The organism is Streptomyces sp. NPDC005017 (assembly GCF_042873115.1).
GTDB lineage: Bacteria > Actinomycetota > Actinomycetes > Streptomycetales > Streptomycetaceae > Streptomyces.
Window position 1 is genome coordinate 266,554 of record NZ_JBIALD010000008.1, and the last position, 20,965, is coordinate 287,518.

12 protein-coding genes are annotated in these 20,965 nt (G+C 71.0%); 2 read left to right on the forward strand and 10 right to left on the reverse strand.

What is annotated here, in order from left to right; genetic code table 11:
* Position 1: 1 nt before the first annotated feature.
* The 3 genes from ACFYR0_RS15330 to nrdR all read right to left on the reverse strand — a co-directional run bounded on the left by ACFYR0_RS15330 (position 2) and on the right by nrdR (position 4,586).
* A complete protein-coding gene (locus ACFYR0_RS15330) occupies positions 2 to 790 on the reverse strand; it encodes a DUF2785 domain-containing protein (protein ID WP_389326926.1) in 789 nt (262 codons plus the stop codon).
* Between the two features lie 152 nt (positions 791 to 942).
* Positions 943 to 3,840, reverse strand: coding sequence for a vitamin B12-dependent ribonucleotide reductase (locus ACFYR0_RS15335; protein WP_389326928.1), 2,898 nt, complete (start codon positions 3,838 to 3,840; stop codon positions 943 to 945).
* 188 nt (positions 3,841 to 4,028) lie between these two features.
* Positions 4,029 to 4,586: a transcriptional regulator NrdR gene (gene nrdR / locus ACFYR0_RS15340; RefSeq protein WP_389326931.1), complete on the reverse strand. Its 558-nt coding sequence runs from the start codon at positions 4,584 to 4,586 to the stop codon at positions 4,029 to 4,031.
* 582 nt (positions 4,587 to 5,168) lie between these two features.
* On the opposite strand from nrdR, the gene lexA reads away from it, so the two are divergent.
* Positions 5,169 to 5,948 carry a transcriptional repressor LexA gene (gene lexA / locus ACFYR0_RS15345; protein ID WP_386382726.1) on the forward strand — a complete coding sequence of 260 codons (780 nt, stop codon included), beginning with the start codon at positions 5,169 to 5,171 and terminating at the stop codon, positions 5,946 to 5,948.
* 341 nt (positions 5,949 to 6,289) lie between these two features.
* On the opposite strand, the gene ACFYR0_RS15350 is transcribed toward lexA, so the two are convergent.
* The 4 genes from ACFYR0_RS15350 to ACFYR0_RS15365 form a co-directional block, all read right to left on the reverse strand.
* Positions 6,290 to 8,266, reverse strand: coding sequence for an ATP-dependent DNA helicase (locus tag ACFYR0_RS15350; protein ID WP_389326934.1), 1,977 nt, complete (start codon positions 8,264 to 8,266; stop codon positions 6,290 to 6,292).
* Between the two features lie 186 nt (positions 8,267 to 8,452).
* Positions 8,453 to 9,268: a GNAT family N-acetyltransferase gene (locus ACFYR0_RS15355; protein ID WP_389326937.1), complete on the reverse strand. Its 816-nt coding sequence runs from the start codon at positions 9,266 to 9,268 to the stop codon at positions 8,453 to 8,455.
* Positions 9,269 to 9,361: 93 nt separating this feature from the next.
* The gene (locus ACFYR0_RS15360) at positions 9,362 to 11,290 is read right to left on the reverse strand and encodes an IucA/IucC family protein (RefSeq protein WP_389326940.1); all 1,929 of its coding nucleotides are present in this window, start codon (positions 11,288 to 11,290) and stop codon (positions 9,362 to 9,364) included.
* Between the two features lie 8 nt (positions 11,291 to 11,298).
* Positions 11,299 to 12,603: an aminotransferase class III-fold pyridoxal phosphate-dependent enzyme gene (locus ACFYR0_RS15365; RefSeq protein ID WP_389326942.1), complete on the reverse strand. Its 1,305-nt coding sequence runs from the start codon at positions 12,601 to 12,603 to the stop codon at positions 11,299 to 11,301.
* A gap of 761 nt (positions 12,604 to 13,364) precedes the next feature.
* Here ACFYR0_RS15365 and ACFYR0_RS15370 point away from each other — a divergent pair.
* The gene (locus tag ACFYR0_RS15370) at positions 13,365 to 14,594 is read left to right on the forward strand and encodes a trypsin-like serine peptidase (protein WP_389326945.1); all 1,230 of its coding nucleotides are present in this window, start codon (positions 13,365 to 13,367) and stop codon (positions 14,592 to 14,594) included.
* A gap of 227 nt (positions 14,595 to 14,821) precedes the next feature.
* On the opposite strand, the gene hflX is transcribed toward ACFYR0_RS15370, so the two are convergent.
* From hflX to ACFYR0_RS15385, 3 genes are all read right to left on the reverse strand, one after another.
* On the reverse strand, positions 14,822 to 16,315 hold the full coding sequence (gene hflX, locus ACFYR0_RS15375) for a GTPase HflX (protein ID WP_389326948.1): 1,494 nt from the start codon (positions 16,313 to 16,315) through the stop codon (positions 14,822 to 14,824).
* A 171-nt stretch (positions 16,316 to 16,486) separates the two neighbouring features.
* A complete protein-coding gene (locus ACFYR0_RS15380) occupies positions 16,487 to 18,016 on the reverse strand; it encodes a M1 family metallopeptidase (protein WP_389326951.1) in 1,530 nt (509 codons plus the stop codon).
* A gap of 93 nt (positions 18,017 to 18,109) precedes the next feature.
* Positions 18,110 to 20,341, reverse strand: a complete 2,232-nt coding sequence (locus tag ACFYR0_RS15385; RefSeq protein ID WP_389326954.1) for a RelA/SpoT family protein — start codon at positions 20,339 to 20,341, stop codon at positions 18,110 to 18,112.
* Between the last annotated feature and the right edge of the window lie 624 nt (positions 20,342 to 20,965).

The window sequence follows — 20,965 nt, forward strand, 5'->3', positions numbered from 1 at the left end:
GTCATCCGGTGTAGGGCGCCACGACGGCGAGGGTCGCCGCGACCGCCTCGAGGACGGCCTCCCGGTGGTTCACCTCGTGCGCCGGTTCGTCGGTGTTACGGGTGCGCAGGCCCCGGTCGGCCAGCAGGTAGACCATCCGCAGGGTCCGCATGGTGTTCGACACCCACGGCGGGACCGGGCCGGGTTCGCCCGTCCTGAAGGCCTTCTCGACCGGCACGAGCCACGCGGTGGCCTCCTCCGCGCCGAGGTCCGGATGACTGAGGATCTGCGCGAGCGCGTACGCCAGGCGGTCGTCCTCCTGCGCGTCGAAGAGGTGCCCGGTGGGCGCGAGCAGCCGGGCGACCGCGAGGTCCGCGAGCCGCGACGGGTCCTGACCGGGGTGCCGGGCCAGCGCCGCGAGCAGATCGGCTCCGTGCGCGGCCGCGTGCAGCCAGCCCAGTTCGGCGTCATGGCCGCGCAGGTCCGTCTCGGCCGGGTACCACTCGGCGAAGGGGCTCCACCACGCCTCCAGCCAGTCGCCCGCCGCGACGATCCGGGCCAGGACCAGTGGCGCGAACGTCCGCGCCTGTACGGCCGGGTCGGTGAAGTACGCGGCCATCCGGTCACCCAGACACTGCCGTTCGGCGCGCTCCAGTACGGGTATCCAGCGTACGGCCGTGGCATACGCGCCGTCGTCCCGGACAAGGGGGTCCGCCGCGCGGAGGCCCTCGACGAGTACGTCGAGCGCGGCCGCGCGGGACGCGCCGGTCAGCGCGCGGATGTCACCGTCGTGTCGCCGTGAGAGATCCATGGGCGGAGCGTACGGGTCGACGCCGGGCGCATGGGCACGTGAGCGGAGCGGGACCGGCACAGGCGCGGCACGGAAACCGAGAACGCGGTACGAAGACCGAGAAGGGGCGCCGGTACTGGACCGGCGCCCCTTCTCACTCACTGCTCAGCGGATCAGCTGCAACCGCTCGTCGAGCCGCAGCCCTCGCAGATGTAGCAGGAACCGGCCCGCTGCATCTTGGTGCCGCAGGAGAAGCAGAGCGGGGCGTCGGCCTGGATGCCCAGCTGCATCTCCACCAGCTCGGCGCTGGTGTGGGCCTGCTTCGGCGCGGGCTCGGCCGGCTCGGTCCCGGCCTTCGGAGCGGCGACGGCCTTGAGCTCCTGGGTGCGCGGCGCCGACTGGGCGAGGCCCTCGACGTCGACGTCCTCGTCGTCCAGCGGCTCGTAGGAGCCCGTCTCGAGGTGACGCTGACGCTCCTCGGCGGAGTGGATGCCGAGGGCGGAGCGGGTCTCAAAGGGCAGGAAGTCGAGCGCCAGGCGGCGGAAGATGTAGTCGACGATCGACTGGGCCATCCGCACGTCCGGGTCGTCCGTCATACCGGCCGGCTCGAAGCGCATGTTGGTGAACTTCGAGACGTACGTCTCCAGCGGCACGCCGTACTGCAGGCCCACCGACACGGCGATGGAGAAGGCGTCCATCATGCCCGCGAGGGTCGAGCCCTGCTTGGACATCTTCAGGAAGACCTCGCCGAGACCGTCGTCCGGGTAGGAGTTGGCGGTCATGTAGCCCTCGGCGCCACCGACGGTGAAGGAGGTGGTGATGCCGGGACGACCCTTCGGGAGGCGCTTGCGGACCGGGCGGTACTCGACGACCTTCTCGACGGTCTCACGGATCGTCGCCTCGGTCTTCGCGGTCACCTCGGCCTTCTCGTCCTCCTTCTTCTTGGCGGAGAGCGGCTGGCCGACCTTGCAGTTGTCGCGGTAGATCGCGAGCGCCTTGACGCCCATCTTCCAGGCCTCGAAGTAGACCTCCTCGACGTCCTCGACCGTCGCCGTCTCCGGCAGGTTGACGGTCTTGGAGAGGGCGCCGGAGATCCAGGGCTGGATCGCGGCCATCATGCGGACGTGGCCCATCGCGGAGATGGAACGCTCGCCCATGGCGCAGTCGAACACCTCGTAGTGCTCGTGCTTGAGGCCGGGGGCGTCGATCACGTTGCCGTTGTCGGCGATGTGGGCGACGATCGCCTCGATCTGCTCCTCCTGGTAACCCAGGCGGCGCAGGGCCTGCGGGACGGTGCCGTTGACGATCTGCATCGAGCCGCCGCCGACCAGCTTCTTGAACTTGACCAGGGCGAGGTCGGGCTCGAGACCGGTGGTGTCGCAGGACATCGCCAGACCGATGGTGCCGGTCGGGGCGATGACGGACGCCTGGGAGTTACGGAAACCGTTCTTCTCACCGAGGCGCAGGACGTCCTGCCAGGCCTCCGTGGCGGCGGCCCAGATCGGCGTGTCGAGGTCATCCATGCGGACGGCCTGGCCGTTGGCGTCGGCGTGCTGCTTCATGACGCGGTTGTGGGCGTCGGCGTTGCGGGCGTAGCCGTCGTACGCGCCGACGACCGCGGCCAGCTCGGCGGAGCGGCGGTAGGCCGTGCCGGTCATCAGCGAGGTGACGGCACCGGCGAGGGCGCGGCCGCCGTCGGAGTCGTAGGCGTGGCCGGTCGCCATCAGCAGGGCGCCGAGGTTGGCGTAGCCGATGCCGAGCTGGCGGAACGCGCGCGTGTTCTCGCCGATCTTCTGCGTCGGGAAGTCCGCGAAGCAAATGGAGATGTCCATCGCGGTGATGACGAGCTCGACGACCTTGGCGAAGCGCTCGGCGTCGAAGGACTGGTGGCCCTTGCCGTCGTCCTTGAGGAACTTCATCAGGTTCAGCGAGGCGAGGTTGCAGGACGTGTTGTCCAGGTGCATGTACTCGCTGCAGGGGTTCGAGCCGTTGATACGGCCGGACTCCGGGCAGGTGTGCCAGTGGTTGATCGTGTCGTCGTACTGGATGCCCGGGTCGGCGCAGGCCCAGGCGGCCAGGGCCATCTTGCGGAAGAGCGCCTTGGCGTCGACGTCCTCGATGACCTCGCCGGTCATCCGGGCGCGCAGGCCGAACTTGCCCCCGCTCTCGACCGCCTTCATGAACTCGTCGTTCACGCGGACCGAGTTGTTGGCGTTCTGGTACTGGACGGACGTGATGTCGTCGCCGCCCAGGTCCATGTCGAAGCCCGCGTCGCGCAGGGCGCGGATCTTCTCCTCTTCCTTGACCTTCGTCTCGATGAAGTCCTCGATGTCGGGGTGGTCGACGTCGAGGATGACCATCTTGGCCGCGCGGCGGGTGGCGCCACCGGACTTGATGGTTCCCGCGGACGCGTCGGCACCGCGCATGAAGGAGACGGGGCCGGAGGCGTTGCCGCCGGAGGACAGCAGCTCCTTGGAGGAGCGGATGCGGGAGAGGTTCAGGCCGGCGCCGGAGCCGCCCTTGAAGATCATGCCCTCTTCCTTGTACCAGTCGAGGATCGACTCCATGGAGTCGTCGACGGACAGGATGAAGCAGGCGGACACCTGCTGCGGCTGGGGTGTGCCGACGTTGAACCAGACGGGGCTGTTGAAGCTGAAGATCTGGTGCAGGAGGGCGTACGCCAGCTCGTGCTCGAAGATCTCGGCGTCGGCGGGCGAGGCGAAGTACTTGTAGTCCTCGCCGGCCTTCCGATACGTCTTCACGATGCGGTCGATCAGCTGCCTGAGACCGGTCTCGCGCTGCGGGGTGCCGACGGCACCACGGAAGTACTTGCTGGTGACGATGTTGACCGCGTTCACCGACCAGAAGTCGGGGAACTCGACGCCACGCTGCTCGAAGTTGACCGAGCCGTCGCGCCAGTTGGTCATGACGACGTCACGGCGCTCCCACTGGACCTCGTCGTACGGGTGCACGCCGGGGGTGGTGTGGATGCGCTCGATACGCAGTCCCTTGGTGGCCTTGGCGCCCTTCGCTCGGGAACCTCGTGCCGGACCGCTCGCCGTCTCTGTCATGCCGCCTCCCTGTACGGGCGTAAACGCCCTGAAGTGCCTCGAATGTTCCCGTGGCACGGTGTTCTGTCTGGTGTTGCGGGCACCCGCGTACCGCCCGCAACAGGTCTTCTCCTGGCCGCCGTCGACCGGCCGGCCCTTGCCGCCTCGACCCGGCCGGCCCGGACTGTGCGTCCGGTCCGGCCCGTCGGTCAGTCGGCGGTGCCGGCGGGCTCGGGGACCTGGACGATCTCCCCGCTCCCGCGCTCGTCTTCCTGGCTCCCCGCGTCCGCTTCCCCGCGGTCCTCGTCGTCCGCGCCGGGGCGGTTCGCCTGCCTCAACTCCGTGATGGCCGCCTCGAAGTCCTCCAGCGAGTCGAACGCGCGGTAGACCGACGCGAAGCGCAAGTAGGCCACGAGGTCGAGCTCCTGGAGCGGTCCGAGTATGGCCAGACCCACGTCGTGGGTGGTCAGCTCGGCGCTTCCGGTGGCCCGCACCGCCTCCTCGACCCGCTGGCCGAGCTGGGCGAGCGCGTCCTCGGTGACAGGCCGTCCCTGGCATGCCTTGCGCACGCCGTTGATGACCTTCGTACGGCTGAAGGGCTCGGTGACTCCGGACCGCTTCACCACCATGAGCGAGCACGTCTCCACGGTCGTGAAACGACGGGAGCAGTCGGGGCACTGGCGGCGCCTGCGGATCGACGTGCCGTCGTCCGTCGTACGACTGTCGACGACCCGGCTGTCGGGGTGCCTGCAGAAGGGGCAGTGCATGGAACTCCCAACCCTCCTCACAGCAGACTCAATAGCCCCAGGAGCCCCTTGGGCCCCTCGGAGCAGCCACAAGCATAGGTGATGTCGGAGGGCCTGGAGACCCGGGGGACCACAACTTATGGGCTGCTGCCGCAATCCAACCACTAGATGTAGGGAATGGCGCATACATGCAGCGAGAGCCGCGTGTCGCGTCCAGCGGCCCGCACGAGGGCCGGAGCGCGGCGCGGCCGGACTCCGGGCACGACACGGCCGGGACGCGGCTCTCCGGCCAGGCGGGGCGGTTTCAGGGATACCGTGGGCGCCGCAGGGAGGAGATGCGGGACTCCCGCGCGAGGCGAGGGCCGGTGCCCGGTCGACAGGGCGGCGGATGGCAGACTGGGGCACGCCCCCACGAGGGCGAGCCTCGGCGGTGAAGAGTACAACGACGGGCCCTTTCGCTCGCCAGGCGGCGCGTCAGCCGATACACCCGGACACATGATCACGTCAGGCGAAACGCGTTTTTTCACTCGAACGTGTGTTTGGCGCAACCTTTCGAAAGCAACTACCGTTGTCCGGGCAGGGAGACAATCGAGAGGGGCCGACGTGACCACCACCACAGACAGTGCCACCATGACCGCCCAGGACCGCTCCCAGGGCCGAGTCGAGCCGGTGCATGCGATGAACGAGACCGCGAACCCCGAAGGGCACAAGCGCTCCCTGCCGGGCCGACCTCCAGGTATCCGGGCCGACAGCTCCGGACTCACCGACCGTCAGCGCCGGGTGATCGAGGTCATCCGGGACTCCGTGCAGCGCCGCGGCTACCCGCCGTCCATGCGGGAGATCGGCCAGGCGGTCGGCCTGTCCAGCACGTCCTCCGTCGCGCACCAGCTGATGGCCCTGGAGCGCAAGGGCTTCCTGCGCCGCGACCCGCACCGTCCGCGCGCGTACGAGGTACGCGGCTCCGACCAGGCGGCGACCGTGCAGCCCACCGACACCGCGGGCAAGCCGGCCGCGTCGTACGTCCCGCTCGTCGGCCGGATCGCCGCGGGGGGCCCGATCCTCGCCGAGGAGTCCGTCGAGGACGTCTTCCCCCTGCCGCGGCAGCTGGTCGGCGACGGCGAGCTGTTCGTCCTGAAGGTCGTCGGCGACTCGATGATCGAGGCCGCGATCTGCGACGGCGACTGGGTCACGGTCCGCCGTCAGCCCGTCGCCGAGAACGGCGACATCGTCGCCGCCATGCTCGACGGAGAGGCCACCGTGAAGCGCTTCAAGCGCGAGGACGGGCACGTCTGGCTCCTCCCGCACAACGCGGCCTACGAGCCCATCCCGGGCGACGACGCGACCATCCTCGGCAAGGTGGTTGCCGTCCTGCGTCGCGTCTGAGCCCACCGGCCGGCGGGCCCGACGGCAACCCGCCTCCCTGACCGGGCCCCGGAACCTCTGCGCCGGTTCCGGGGCCCTGTGCTGTCCGGGGTCGGTAACCGGTTTCTGGCCTGATATCGGTAACCGGTTTCCGACCTGATCAGGGCAGGACCTCTGCCGGATGATCGGGGCGGGGCGCATCAACCGGGCGACACGACCTGCGACCGCCGTACCGGCGACGGATGACCGGCGACGGATGACCGGTGACAGGTGCCGCTGAGAGGTGAGCGGCAACTGGCACTGGGGCTTCGAATCGGGGCGGGCGGTCTGTCCCTGTGCAGGAACGAGGCCACCCGCCACGATCATCCGCCTTCCGTCTGCTTCGCCATGGCGTCGATGGCCGCCAGCGACTTCCGCACCTGATTGCGGTCGGTCGTGTACCAGAAATCGGGCAGCGAGGCCTTCAGATAGCTGCCGTAGCGGGCCGTGGCCAGCCGCTGATCGAGTACGGCGACCACGCCCCGGTCCCCCGTCGCGCGTACGAGGCGGCCCGCGCCCTGGGCCATGAGCAGGGCGGCGTGGGTCGCCGCGACGGCCATGAAGCCGTTGCCCCCCGCTTCCTCCACGGCCTTCTGGCGGGCGCTCATCAGCGGGTCGTCGGGGCGCGGGAACGGGATCTTGTCCATGACGACGAGCTGGCAGCTCGGGCCGGGGACGTCGACGCCCTGCCACAAGGACAGCGTGCCGAAGAGACAGGTCCTCGGGTCCGCCGAGAAGTTCTTGATCAGCTCGCCCAGGGTCTCCTCGCCCTGGAGCAGGATCGGGAACTCCGGGATGCGCGAGCGCAGTTCCTCGGCGGCCAGCTGGGCGGCCCGCATGGAGGAGAAGAGGCCGAGCGTACGGCCGCCGGCGGCCTGGATGAGCTCGGTCAGCTCGTCCAGCATGTCGCCGCGCTCGCCGTCCCGCGCGGGGCGCGACAGATGCTTGGCGACGTACAGGATGCCCTGCTTGGGGTAGTCGAACGGCGAGCCCACGTCGACGCCCTTCCACGGCGGCGCGTCGTCACCCGTCGTGCCCTCCGGGGCAAGCCCCAGGGACGCTCCCACGCCGTTGAAGTCGCCGCCCAGTTTCAGCGTGGCCGACGCGAGCGTCACCGAGCGCTCGTTGAAGAGCTTCTCCCTCAGCAGCCCCGAAACCGACATCGGAGCCACCCGCAGGGACGCGCCGAAGCGGTCGTGGCGCTCGTACCAGACGACGTCCCACTCCGAGCCGTTCGTGATCCGCTCGGCGACGTCGTGCACCGTCTCCACGGAGGCCAGCGCCTGCTTGCGGACCGCGTCCTCGTCCTGGACGGACTTGTCGCGGGTGGCGCCGATCGCGGAGATGACCGTACGGCAGGCGTCGCGCAGTGCCATGAGCGCGTAGCCCAGATCCTCGGGGATCTCCTCAAGGCGGCCGGGCAGCGCCAGCTCCATCAGCCGCTCGAAGCCCTCCGAGGCGGTCTGGAGCTGGTCGGCGGCCTTCTCGTCGACGAGCTTCGCGGCGCGGCGCACCGCCCGGTTGACCTGCCCGGGGGTGAGTTCGCCGGTGGCGACGCCGGTGACACGGGAGACGAGTTCGTGGGCCTCGTCGACGATCAGCACCTCGTGCTGGGGCAGCACCGGGGCGCCCTCGATGGCGTCGATCGCGAGCAGGGCGTGGTTGGTGACGACCACGTCCGCCAGTTTGGCCCGTTCACGCGCCATCTCGGCGAAGCACTCGGCGCCGTACGCGCACTTCGTGGCACCGAGGCATTCGCGCGAGGAGACCGACACCTGGCCCCAGGCGCGGTCGGACACACCCGGCGTGAGGTTGTCGCGGTCGCCGGACTCGGTCTCGTCCGACCAGTCACGCAGCCGCAGCAGGTCCTGGCCCAGTTTGCTGGTGGGCGCCGCGGCCTCGAACTGGTCGAAGAGGCCCTCTTCCTCGTCCTGCGGCACGCCCTCGTGGAGACGGTGCAGGCACAGGTAGTTCGACCGGCCCTTGAGCATCGCGAACTCCGGGCGGCGGCGCAGCAGCGGGTGCAGGGCGTCCACCGTGCGCGGCAGGTCCCGCTCCACGAGCTGGCGCTGGAGAGCCAGTGTGGCCGTCGCGACGACGACCCGCTCCCCGTGCGCGAGCGCGGGCACGAGGTAGCCGAGTGACTTTCCGGTGCCGGTGCCGGCCTGGACGAGCAGATGGGAGCCGTCGTCGATCGCCTCCGCGACGGCTTCGGCCATGGCCACCTGGCCGGGGCGCTCCGTACCGCCGACAGCGGCGACGGCGGCGTGCAGGAGTTCGGGGAGAGAGGGCTTCGTCATAGCGCGACCACCCTACGGCTCGGCACTGACAAACGGGTGATCGCGGGTGATGCGAGGGGTGGGATCAAGGCAGTGGGTCTCTTGTGCGTGAGCGGGTGTGTGCGGACGGGGGTGGTCGATGGAGGCTCGTGGTTGGTCGGGGGCCACCGGACGGTGTACCAGGAGTGACGACGCTGTCGCACATGGTTACGGCAGATGGCGCGGCGACCGGTCCCGAACCATCAGGGCGGCCCGTTTCCCGGGAAGGTCGACCTCGGCGGCGAACCGGAAGCCCGCGGTGAGGAAGGCGGCGATGCAAGGCGTATTGCGAAGGTCGGGCTCGGCGATCACGCGCGCACAGGCGGAGCGGCGGTCGAGCGTGCGGTCGGCGACGGCTCGGAGAAGAACGCTGCCGAGCCCCCGTCCCCGGTCGGCGACGCCGCCGATGAGGAGGTGGATACCGGTGTCGTGCGGGCGGACGGGACAGTGACGGGCCAGGGGATCGAGGTCGGCCCGGTAGATCTCCCAGTAGCTCATCGGGCTGCCGTTCAGCACACCGAGACAGGGGACGCTGCGTCCGTCGCCGGCGAGCTGCCCTGCCAGGTGCCGTTCGGTCACGTACGGTGGGCCGGCGAGGTCCCAGAACGTCACGACGGCCGGGTCGTTCATCCACCGCGCGACGAGGGGCAGGTCCCGTTCCAGGTGTACGGGGACCAACTGGAACACGCCTGCCGTGGTGGCGATCGAGCCCCATGTGTGGACCCGGTCCAGCAGGTCGTGCCTGGGAGGCAGGTCCTCGGCGACTTCTCGCGCCAAGGCCTCGTCCGTCTCCCCCGCCGTGCCCGCCTCGGCAACGGGGACGGCGGCTGCACCGGCAGCGAGGGAGAGACCCGCGAGGAAGTCGTCGGGCAGCCGTAGGTCGAGGGTGTCCTCGACGTCCGTTCCCAGCGCCGGGCCGCACCTCTCGGGGAGCCGGGTGACGGAGGTGGGGCCGGGGTTCACACCGGGGTCGACGGGAGACACGGCGACGCTCCTCTCAGGAGGCGGGACGAGGCATGGTCCTCGGACGCGAAAGGGGCCGGTGTTCAGCAGCAGGGGGAGGAGACGCGATGCCGGTCATGGAGAAAGGGGGTTGGCGATGGTGACGTAGACCGACTGGGTGTCCACGGGGCCCACGAGTTCGTCGAGGCCGTGCAGCCGGGTGAGGAGATTGGCCTTGCAGCGCAGGACGGGCGAGTCGAGCAGTCGGCCGGGCAGGGAGGTGCGCAGCCGCGTGGGACCGGCGGCGACGCCCTCCAGGAAGCGGCGGAACGCGGCGAGCAGCAGCCGCTCGTCCGCGAGGCGCTGCGAGCCGAACGCTCCGACGAGTCCGAGCACGTTGTTGATCGCGAGGTAGTAGGCGAAGCGCTCGTCGGTGACCTCGTCGGAGACGAACGTGTCGCTGAGCTTGCCGATCCCGGGGAGCAGCCCGTCGAGCTCGGCGCGCCGGGACTCGCGGAAGTAGTACCCCTGGTTGTCGCGGTAGCGGCCGCCCGCGGGCCAGCCGTCGGCGTCCAGCAGGAGCAGCGTGTTCTGCTGGTGGGCTTCCAGGGCGATGCCGGCCTCGGCGTCCAGCCACAGCACGGGACGGACGACCTGCTCGAGGTAGCGCAGGAACCACTCGGCGGCCACCGCTCCCCGGGAACGGCCGGTGCGGCCGGCCAGCCGGGCGACCACCTCGGCGAGCCGGGACGTCATCACCGTGCTGCCGGGCTCCGAGGAGTCGCCGCCCCGCGGGTCCGCCTGCTTCCGCGGCCGGGGAGCGAGGAGCCCGGCGACGCAGCTGACGTCGTCCGACGGCGCGAAGGGGTTGTGCCGGATCACCACGTCCAGTCCCGGTACGGGGTCGCCGTCCGGCCCGTCCACGGCGAGCCAGGCCGGGTCCCGGACGATGTCGAAGCCGGGGTGGGCCGCATGCCAGCGCCCGGCCACGCCACCGCGCAGCAGGCGGTGGACCTCGACACCCCGGTGGAGTTCCTTGCGGAGGTTCTCGCGGCGGGAGTTGGTGATCCGCAGCGCCAACGACAGCTTGAGCATGGCGGGTGCGCCGGTGCGGTGCACGGTCCGTACGGAGGAGGTGGGATGCCATGGGGCGCCGTGCGGGCCCAGGTCTTTGAGCAGTCCGGCTGCGAACAGGGGTGCGATGTCCGGTCGGTCGCGGATCTCCCGCATCTGCCAGGGATGCAGGGGCAGTGCGGCGCAGCCGTCGGGCAGCTCCAGGCCCGGTCCGGCGAGGCGGGCGGTGAGCCGCGTCGCGGGAACGGGACGGCCTCGCTCGGTCCAGGCCGAGTCCATGGCGAGGGCGGAAGGTGAGACGGCGATCCAGTGCAGTGGGAAGGAGCCGCGCAACTCGGGTGAGTAGAGCCGGCTTTCGGAATCCGTGAGCCCCTCGCGGCTCTTCGGGGTCGGGTGGAGAGGGTGGCCGAGCACGAGGGCCTGCTCGGCGGAGAGGAAGAGGTCCGGTCCGTCGGTGGGGTGTGCCCGTCTTTCACCGATGAACGTGGCCGTGCGGCGGACCGAGTCGGCGACGCGCGCGACGAGGTCGGCGGCCTCGGCTGTGGCCGGCCCCGCGGCGGCGGTCCCGTCGCCGTTCGTCTCCCTGCCGAGCAGGGCGGCGAGCATGACCGCGTCGACCGAGGGGGCGTGGACGGGTGCCTCGGCCAGGGACGGCCGGCCGAAGCGGTGGCAGCCGGTCGGGGACCAGTAGCGCACGGGGGCCAGCAGAGTGGTGCCCGTCGCCGGGAGCGGAATGCGCAGGACACCGTCCTCGGGGGCGGTGAGCCCGGCCTCCCGGACCCAGCACCGTAGGAGTGCGTCCGTGGCTGCGGCCTGGGCAGCGAGGTACGGGTCCGGTTGGTCGAGGGGCTCGGGGAGTTCGGCGAGTTCGGCGGCCGGGGTGTGCTGGCGAGGGAGTGCGGTGTGGTCGTCGGCGCGGTCGGACAGGGGCGGGGGCGGGGGTGTCGGGGGTTGGGAGGAGACGGCGTGAGGGCTGGAGGTGATGTTCAAGGGGTTCCTCAGAAGGAGATGCCTCGGGGGTGGTCTGTCACGGGGTGACGGGCGGCTGCCTCCACCGCTTCGGAGAGCCGGTCGAGTACGGCAGCGGTCTGTTCGTCGCTGATGGTCAGGGGTGGGAGCAGCCGTACGACGTGCGAGTGGGTGCCGGTGAGGCCGACGATCAGGCCTCGGTCCAGACACTCGCGTTGGACGGTTGCGGCCAGTGCGGCGGCGGCAGGGCGCCTGGGGTCCGAGCCCGGCTCCGAGGCCGAGGCCGGTTCACGCCCCACCCCTACCTCTGCCTCCAGCGGCAGGAACTCGATGCCCGTCATCAGGCCCCTGCCGCGCACAGGGGCGATGCAGGGGAAGGACCGGGCGAGCTCGCCGAGACGGGTCAGCATCCGGTGGCCCAGGAGGGCGGCCCGTTCGGCGAGGTGATGCTCGCGGACGTGGGCGAGGGTGGCCGTGCCGGCGGCCATGGCCAGCTGGTTGCCGCGGGCGGTCGGGGCCGGGGCGCCGGGTTCGAGGTCGGTGTGATGGACGACAAGGGACAGGGGCAGGCTGCCGCCGACGGCCTTGGACAGGATCATCAGGTCGGGAGTGACTCCGCTGTGTTCGACGGCCCAGAAGACGCCGGTTCGGCCGACGCCGGTCTCGGTCTCGTCGGCGATCAGCGGGACGGCCCGGGTGGACGCGAGGCGACGGACCTCTCGGGTCCATGCGTCCGGGGTGGGACTGACGCCATCGTCGCCGCGGACGGCTTCGACGATCACCCCGGCCGGGTGGGCGGACTCTGGCCAGGGGGTACTGAGTTCGCCCCCGGGGCGCGGGACAGGAGACGGGGGCCCGTCGGGCCGGGCGGCCGCGCGCGGACGCGGACCGAGCGCGGGCGTGGGCGCGGTGGAATCGAGGGTGAGGACGTCCGTGCGGCCCGTGGCGGCGCGGGCCACCCGGTGCGCCTCTTCCAAGGCGCTCGCACGGGAAGGGCCGCAGAACCGCACGCGTGCGTGGTCGGCCAGGCCGGGCGGGAGGGTGTGGAGGAGTTCGGCGACGAAGCCGTCCTCGACTGGGGTTGCCAGGTCGGGGACATGGAGGGGCGCGCCCGAGTCGAGGACCTTTCGGATGGCTTCCAGGACGACCGGGTGGTTGTGTCCGAGGGCGAGTGTGCCGGCGCCCGAGAGACAGTCGAGGTAACGGCGGCCGTCGGCGCCTTCGATGGTCAGTCCACGCGCGCGTACGGGCACGATCGGCAGTGCCTGCGCATAGGTGTGCGCCGCCGGTTCGCGCGCCGTGCGGCTGCGCGGAGTCCCCTCGGTCACGGTCACGGTGCTCCGTCCTCCCGCTGTCCGGAGGCGAGACCTCGCTCGCGCTCCCCACCCGCCACGGGTCCGACACCCATGGCCTGTCCAGACCTGCCCGGCCCGGCTTCCCCGCGGATCCGCCGAGTTCGCGCCTGCAGGCCGGTGTTCCGGCAGCGAAGTCCACTCGGCATGTCGGCCGTCCAGCCCGTTCGGCGGCGTTCCGGCCTCAGGTCGATTCGCCCGCTGTCAGGTGTTCCGGCCCGTTACGAACCACCAGGCGCCAACCGCCTCGGTGATCCACGAACCCGCCCCCGGCCACGTTCGAATCGCCCGCCCACCCCTACCAACCCCGCATCGGCCACGTAGTTACGGGTCTGCGCAAGATCACCGGCGGTGTGTCGGCCCGGGAGCCACCGCCGGGAAGCCGTGCAGTGCACCCGAGCCGTGTGAGCCAAGGGCCGGAGGCCGCAGGACCGCTCGGAACAGGCACCCGCCGGGCGCGTGGACGAAGAGGTGCGAGGGAGGTGCGAAAGAGTGCGAAAGAGGTGCGAGGAGATGCGGATGAACTCGTGCGGCGCGCAGGTACGCACGCGCGCCGCGCAACCTCGCGGAAGCGCCCGCTCGAAGGCCTGCCCAGGTCAGGCGGCTTGTATCCGAACCGTTGCCGTTCCGTCGGAAGTCGCCCACGGCGACGGCATAGTGTGGGGTGCCGTTCCAGGAAGCCGTGCTCAGCGCGGCACTTGGCGTGCAGCGCCACGTTCGTCCACATCAGGGGGAGTCAGCACATGCGATCCATACGGCCGTCGACCACCGCTCGCCGAGGAGGCGCAGGCGCCCGCCGCCGGACCTCCCCTGTCCTGGCGGCCGTAGCCCTCGTGTCGGCCCTCGCGCTCACCGCCACCGCCTGCGAGTCGGGCGACGACACGGCGGGGGGCGACCCGTCTGCGACCGCGGTGGCGGGCGACGACAAGATCAAGATCCCGGACGACATCAAGGACCGTCTCAAGGAACACGGGATCGACATCGACAAGTGGCGCAACGGCGCCTGGAAGAACTGGGACAAGGACGACTGGCTGCGCGAGGCCGACGAATTCATCAACCCGATCATCGCGGACCTCTGGGACCCGGACCGGATGCGGGACGCCGAGCAGCCGGACAAGGGTGTCGACGAGAACGACATCTCCGGTGACCAGGGCGTGACGGACCCGACCCCCGAACCGGTGGAGGCGCAGGCCGTCTCGACGCCGTACCACTCCGCCGTTCCCGTGGCGGGCAAGGTCTTCTTCGACTCCCCCCAGGGCACGATGGTCTGCTCGGCCACCGTCGTGCAGGACCCGGCCAACCCCGGCAAGTCCAACATGGTGTGGACGGCGGGCCACTGCGTGCACGCCGGCAAGAGCGGCGGCTGGTACCGCAACATCGCGTTCGTGCCGTCGTACAACGACTCGGGCCTGTCGGCGAAGGAGATGGAGAACGAGAGCACCGCCAAGGAGCAGGTCGCTCCGTACGGTGTCTGGTGGGGCGACTGGGTGCAGACCTCCGACCAGTGGATCGAGCAGGGCGGCGCGACCGGCGGTGACGGCGCCTCCTACGACTTCGCCGTCATCCATGTGACGCCGGAGGAGGGCGGTTCGGGCAAGTCCCTGGAGGAGACGGTCGGTTCGGCGCTGCCGGTCGACTTCAACGCCCCTGCCGTGCCCGAGGTGGACAGCATCACCGCGACCGGTTACCCGGCGGCGGCCCCGTTCGACGGTCAGACGATGCACCAGTGCGAGGACAAGCCGGGCCGGCTGTCGCTGAACGACTCCGACCCGACGATGTACCGGATCGGCTGCACCATGACGGGCGGTTCCTCGGGTGGCGGCTGGGTGGCCGCGGGCTCCGACGGCAAGCCCGCGCTGGTCTCCAACACCTCCATCGGCCCGATCACCGGCGGCTGGCTGGCCGGTCCGCGCCTCGGCGATGTCGCCGAGGGCGTGTTCAACAAGGTGAGCGAGAAGTACGCCGGCCGGTGACGACCCCGACAAACCCTCGCGTACGCCGGCCGGTGACGGCCTCGTACGCGGGGGCCGGTCGTGACGACTCGACGCGTACTCCGGTCAGGTCGCTGGTGACCGGCCGAGCACGCCGGTCAGGTCACTGACCGACCCGCCGAGCACGCCGGTCCGCGACAACGGGCCGGGTGTACGCGGAAGGCCCGTCCCCTCACTGGGGACGGGCCTTCCTTCGCTTTCCGCGCGGGTCAGTTGAGCGTGGCCGGGACGTACGGCGCGAGATCCGCCGCCAGTTCCTCGTGCACGCGCACCTTGAGCAGCGTGCCCTCCGCGGTGTGCTCCTCGGAGAGCACCTCGCCCTCGTCGTGCGCACGGGCGACCAGCTTGCCGTGGGTGTACGGCACGAGCGCGTCGACCTCGACCGAGGGCCGGGGCAGTTCGTTGTCGATCAGCGCGAGCAGCTCGGTCATGCCCTGGCCGGTGCGGGCCGAGACGGCGATGGAGCGCTTCTCGTTCCGCATCAGCCGCTGGAGCACCAGCGGGTCGGCCGCGTCGGCCTTGTTGATCACGACGATCTCGGGTACTCCGGTGGCGCCGACGTCCCTGATCACCTCGCGCACGGCCGCGAGCTGCTCCTCCGGGACCGGGTGCGAGCCGTCGACCACGTGCAGGATCAGATCGGCGTCGCCGACCTCCTCCATGGTGGAGCGGAACGCCTCGACCAGGTGGTGGGGCAGGTGCCGGACGAAGCCGACGGTGTCGGCCAGCGTGTAGATCCGGCCGCTCGGGGTCTCGGCCCGGCGTACGGTCGGGTCCAGGGTCGCGAACAGCGCGTTCTCGACCAGGACGCCCGCGCCGGTGAGGCGGTTGAGCAGCGAGGACTTGCCGGCGTTGGTGTAGCCCGCGATGGCGACCGACGGCACCTTGTTGCGTCGGCGCTCCTGGCGCTTGATGTCGCGGCCGGTCTTCATGTCCGCGATCTCCCGGCGCATCTTCGCCATCTTCTCGCGGATACGACGCCGGTCCGTCTCGATCTTGGTCTCACCGGGACCACGGGTGGCGAGGCCGCCGCCCTTGCCGCCGCCCATCTGACGGGACAGGGACTGACCCCAGCCTCGCAGCCTCGGCAGCATGTACTGCATCTGCGCGAGCGCGACCTGTGCCTTGCCCTCTCGGGACTTGGCGTGCTGGGCGAAGATGTCGAGGATCAGGGCCGTACGGTCGATGACCTTGACCTTGACGACGTCCTCCAGGGCGATGAGCTGGCCGGGGCTGAGCTCACCGTCGCAGATGACCGTGTCCGCGCCGGACTCGATGACGAGGTCGCGCAGCTCCAGGGCCTTGCCGGAACCGATGAAGGTCGCCGGGTCGGGCTTGTCGCGGCGCTGGAAGACACCGTCGAGGACGAGGGCGCCGGCGGTCTCGGCCAGCGCGGCGAGCTCCGCGAGGGAGTTCTCCGCGTCCTGAAGGGTTCCCGTGGTCCAGACGCCGACGAGGACGACCCGCTCCAGGCGGAGCTGTCGGTACTCGACCTCGGTGACGTCCTCGAGCTCGGTGGAGAGGCCGATCACACGGCGCAGAGCCGCGCGGTCGGAGCGGTCGAACTGCTCGCCGTCCCGCTCTCCGTCGATCTCGTGGCTCCAGGCGACGTCCTCTTCCATCAGGGCATCGGCCCGAAGACCCTCGGGGTAGCTGTGCGCGAGGCGCTTGTTGTCCTGGGAAGGGGAAGAAGAGGAGGTCATCGGTTCCTTACGTCGATACGGATTCCGTCACTGGTCACAACGTACGAGTGCCCCGGGAGATTCCCGGCCCGGCGCCGTGTCCGTCTGAAGATGGTCGCACGGTACGCCACGTCTCGTCACCGCCTTATTTACAGGCCTTGCGGCCGTTCCGGCGGGCCGGCCCCCACCGCCTCAGTTCCGGGCCTCGGCGGGTGCCACGGTCCTCCAGTCCGGGTGGCCCGGCATGGGCGGGGTCTTCTCGCCGTACAGCCAGGCCTCGGCGAAGGCTCCGAGGTCGCGTCCGGAGACCTCCTCGGCGAGGGCGACGAAGTCGGCGGTGCTCGCGGTGGCGTCGTCGTGGCGGCTCACCCAGGCGCGCTCCAGGTTCTCGAAGGCGGGGCGGCCGATCTCCTGGCGCAGGGCGTAGAGGACGAGGGCGGCCCCGTCGTACACGTTCGCGCGGAAGATGCCGATCTTGCTGCCCGGCCGGGGCGCCTTCGGTGCCGCCGGGGGTCCGCCGACCGCGCGCCAGCGGTCGGAGGCGCCGTAGGCGGCCTTCATCCGGTCCTGGAGCGGCCGGTCGGCCTTCTCCTCCGCGTACAGGGCCTCGTACCAGGTGGCGTGGCCCTCGTTGAGCCAGAGGTCGGACCAGGTGCGCGGGGTGACGCTGTCGCCGAACCACTGGTGCGCCAGCTCGTGCACCATGATCGACTCGACGTACCACTTCGGGTAGGCGGGCTCGGTGAACAGGTCACGCTCGAAGAGGGAGAGCGTCTGTGTCTCCAGTTCGAAGCCGGTCGAGGCGTCGGCCATGAGCAGGCCGTACGTCTCGAAGGGGTAGCGCCCGACCTTGCCCTCCATCCAGGAGATCTGCTCGGGGGTCTTCGCCAGCCAGGGTTCGAGCGCCTCGCGGTGCTCGGTGGGGACGACGTCGCGCAGGGGCAGTGCGTGCGGGCCGGTGCGGTGGACCACGGTGGAGCGACCGATGGAGACCTGGGCCAGCTCGGTGGCCATGGGGTGGCGGGTTCGGTACGTCCACGTCGTCGTCCCGCGCGCGCTGTCCACGCCGGTCCGGAGACCGTTGGCGACGGCCGTGTAGCCCTCGGGGGCGGAGACCCGGATGGTGAACACGGCCTTGTCGGAGGGGTGGTCGTTGCACGGGAAGACCAGGTGGGCGGCGTCGGCCTGGTTGGCCATGGCGAGCCCGTCCGAGGTGCGGACCCAGCCGCCGTCGCGGCCCTCGGGCGAGACCGGGTCGCTGGTGTGGCGCACGGTGATCCGCATCCAGTTGCCCGGGGCGAGCGGTTCCTTCGGGGTGACCACGAGGTCCTCGCCGACGGTGGCGAACTCGGCGGGTTCTCCGTCGATCTCGACCGAGCCGACCTTTCCGTGGGCGAAGTCGAGGTTCACGCGGTCCAGCGCGGCGGTGGTCCAGCCGTCGATCGTGGTGACGGCCTGGAGCGGCTCGGTGTTGGAGCCGCCATAGACGAACGACAGGTCGTAGGCCGCCACGTCGTAGCCGGGGTTGCCCAGGTTCGGGAAGAGGCGGTCACCGACGCCGAGCGGTGCCGGCGGCGCGCTCGCGGCGACGAGGCAGACGGAGACGGCTGAGGCCAGCAGGGAGGCCGTCAGACGCCGGGAGCGGGTGCCGGGACGGGCGGCACGCGCGCGTGGCGCGACAAAGGCAGCCGCGCGCCGGGTGACACGGGAAGTGAGCAGCATGCACCACGGCTACCAGCGCGCGCGTGCCGGGCCGTGCCGACGCGCGCCGGGCCCACCCGAACGGGGGCTTCCACGCGGCGGTGTGACGAGACGTCACTCCTCGGGGGTGTCACCGGCCTGCGCGCGGCTGACGTCGTACACGCCGGGCACGTTGCGCATGGCGCGCATCAGCTCGGGCAGCCGTGCGGCGTCGGGCAGGGTGACGGTGTAGGTGTGCCGGACGCGCTGCTGGCTGGGCGGTTCCACGGTCGCCGAGACGATCTCGGCGCCCTCCAGCGCCATGGCCTCGGTGAGGTCGGCGAGCAGATGGGGGCGGACGAACGATTCCGCGAACAGGGTCACCCGGCACTCGACGCCCTCGCCCCAGCGCACGGGCACCTCCGCGCGCCCGGCGTCCGTCATACGCGCCACCGCCGGGCACGCGACGCGGTGCACGGTCACCACGCCACCGCGCACGGCGAAGCCGGTGACCTCGTCCAGCGGTACCGGCGTACAGCAGCCCGCCAGCCGCGCGATCGCGCCGGGCCGGTCGACGACGAAGGCGCCCCCGCCCGTGGGCTCCGCCGGGGCGTCCGCGTCCCCTTCGGCGTCGGTGGTCGCGGGGGACGGCCGGTAGCGCCGTTCCGGCGCGGGTACGCGTGCGCCCTGCGCGGTGGCCTCGCCCGGCTCGCCGGGCAGGGGCTCCGCCGGTTCCTCGGCGGCCGTCGGATGGGTGGCGATCCAGCGCTGGATCGCGATCCGTGCCGCGGGCGTGGTCGCGTGGTCCAGCCACTCCCGGGAGGGCTCCGAGGCGGGGTCCTGGCCCATGAGGAGCTGCACGCTGTCGCCGTCGCGCAGAATCGTGCTCAGGGTCGCGAGGCGTCCGTTGACGCGGGCGCCGATGCAGGCGTGCGCGTCCTCGCCGTACTGCGCGTAGGCCGCGTCCACGCAGGTGGCGCCCTCGGGCAGGCCCAGGGTGCCGCCGTCGGGGCGGTAGACGGTGATCTCGCGGTCCTGGGCGAGGTCCTCGCGCAGGGTGGACCAGAACGTGTCGGGGTCCGGAGCGGCCTCCTGCCAGTCGAGGAGTCGGCTCAGCCAGCCGGGGCGGGTGGGGTCGACGCGCTCGCCGTCGACGGGTTCGTCGGCCCCGGGCGTGTACGGATTGCCGAGCGCGACCACGCCGGCCTCGGCGACCTTGTGCATCTGGTGGGTGCGGATGAGGACTTCGGCGACCTGGCCGTCGGCGCGGGCCACCGCCGTGTGCAACGACTGGTACAGGTTGAACTTCGGTACGGCGATGAAGTCCTTGAACTCCGATACCACCGGGGTCATACAGGTGTGCAGTTCGCCGAGGACGCCGTAACAGTCTGCGTCCTCGTTCACGAGCACCAGCAGCCGGCCGAAGTCGGCTCCGCGCAGCTGCCCGCGTTTGCGGGACACCCGGTGCACGGAGACGAAGTGCCTTGGTCTGATGAGGACTTCCGCCGTGATGTCGGCCTCGCGCAGCACGGTGCGCGTCTCCTCGGCCATCTCCGCGAGGGGGTCGTCCGCGCGGGCGGTGTTGCCGACGATCAGCTCGCGCGTGTGCTCGTACTCCTCCGGGTGCAGGATGGCGAAGACCAGGTCCTCCAGTTCCGTCTTGAGGGCCTGGACGCCGAGTCGTTCGGCGAGCGGGATCAGTACGTCGCGGGTCACTTTGGCGATGCGCGCCTGTTTCTCGGGGCGCATCACGCCGAGGGTGCGCATGTTGTGCAGGCGGTCGGCGAGTTTGATCGACATCACGCGGACGTCGTTGCCCGTGGCGACGAGCATCTTGCGGAACGTCTCGGGCTCGGCGGCCGCACCGTAGTCGACCTTCTCCAACTTCGTCACGCCGTCGACGAGATAGCGCACCTCCGCGCCGAACTCATCGCCGACCTGATCCAGCGTCACATCAGTGTCCTCGACGGTGTCGTGGAGGAGGGACGCGGTCAACGTCGTCGTCTCCGCGCCGAGTTCGGCGAGGATCAGCGTCACGGCGAGCGGATGCGTGATGTACGGCTCGCCGCTCTTGCGCATCTGGCCGCGGTGCGAGGACTCCGCGAGGACGTACGCGCGGCGCAGCGGGTCCAGGTCGGCGTCGGGGTGATGGGCGCGGTGCGCGTCGACGAGATGGCTGATGGCGTCGGGCAGCCGGTCGCGGGCGGTGGGGCCGAGCAGCGCGGCCCGGCCCAGTCGGCGCAGGTCGATACGCGCACGGGCGCGCTTGCGGGACACGGACACCGGGCTGGTCGGCGTGGTCGGCAGCCCTGTCAGGGCGCCCGTCACCGGGCCTGGCGTCGCAGGGTTCGTGGCCTCCGCACTCATGGGCACCTCCGGCTGCGTGGACCGGCGGACGGGTGCCCCATGGCGGACACGGCTCAGGGGATGGCAGCCATCCCCCGTCCGGGCCGGTGCTTGATGCTACCGAGCCCATCACGCCCGGCTGACCGCCTCTCGCCGAGCGTGAAACGGATCACCCATTCGAGGGATGCGATTGAGGTTTACGATTTGCGATCCGCATGAGCTGGGGCGACCCGGGTGTCGAACCCGAGTCCGGTCACTCGCCCGGGGCGGGGCGTGTCTGTGAATGCCCGGACCGGCGTGAAAGGCGCGGGTCCTGGCGCACGCCGGCCATCGGTGGGGTGCCCCGTACGAGGGGTACCGGGCTCGCGATGGAGTAGCGGGGTCCGGGGCCCTTCTGACGGATCTCCGCGGCGTCGCGACGCCCGGCACGTTTTCCCTCACCGCCTCAAGGGCGTGGGAGGTACCCCAGCCGCACGGCGCGAAAGGACAGGTGGCGGCTCCGCCACATGCTCCTCCGCACCGCACGCCGATCGCCCGCACCGAACGCCGCTCCTACTCCCACGGAGATCCGTCAGAAGGGCCCCAGGCTCACGCAGCCCGGGACGGGAGGACCGAGGCGGGCTCGAGGCGCACCGGCCGGGAGGG

Excerpts from the sequence above, each read along its gene's own strand:
- hflX (WP_389326948.1), bottom strand. The coding sequence starts at position 16,315 with ATGACCTCCTCTTCTTCCCCTTCCCAGGACAACAAGCGCCTCGCGCAC.
- ACFYR0_RS15330 (WP_389326926.1), bottom strand. The coding sequence starts at position 790 with ATGGATCTCTCACGGCGACACGACGGTGACATCCGCGCGCTGACCGGC.
- ACFYR0_RS15385 (WP_389326954.1), bottom strand. The coding sequence starts at position 20,341 with ATGAGTGCGGAGGCCACGAACCCTGCGACGCCAGGCCCGGTGACGGGC.
- ACFYR0_RS15350 (WP_389326934.1), bottom strand. The coding sequence starts at position 8,266 with ATGACGAAGCCCTCTCTCCCCGAACTCCTGCACGCCGCCGTCGCCGCT.
- ACFYR0_RS15370 (WP_389326945.1), top strand. The coding sequence starts at position 13,365 with ATGCGATCCATACGGCCGTCGACCACCGCTCGCCGAGGAGGCGCAGGC.
- ACFYR0_RS15380 (WP_389326951.1), bottom strand. The coding sequence starts at position 18,016 with ATGCTGCTCACTTCCCGTGTCACCCGGCGCGCGGCTGCCTTTGTCGCG.
- nrdR (WP_389326931.1), bottom strand. The coding sequence starts at position 4,586 with ATGCACTGCCCCTTCTGCAGGCACCCCGACAGCCGGGTCGTCGACAGT.
- ACFYR0_RS15335 (WP_389326928.1), bottom strand. The coding sequence starts at position 3,840 with ATGACAGAGACGGCGAGCGGTCCGGCACGAGGTTCCCGAGCGAAGGGC.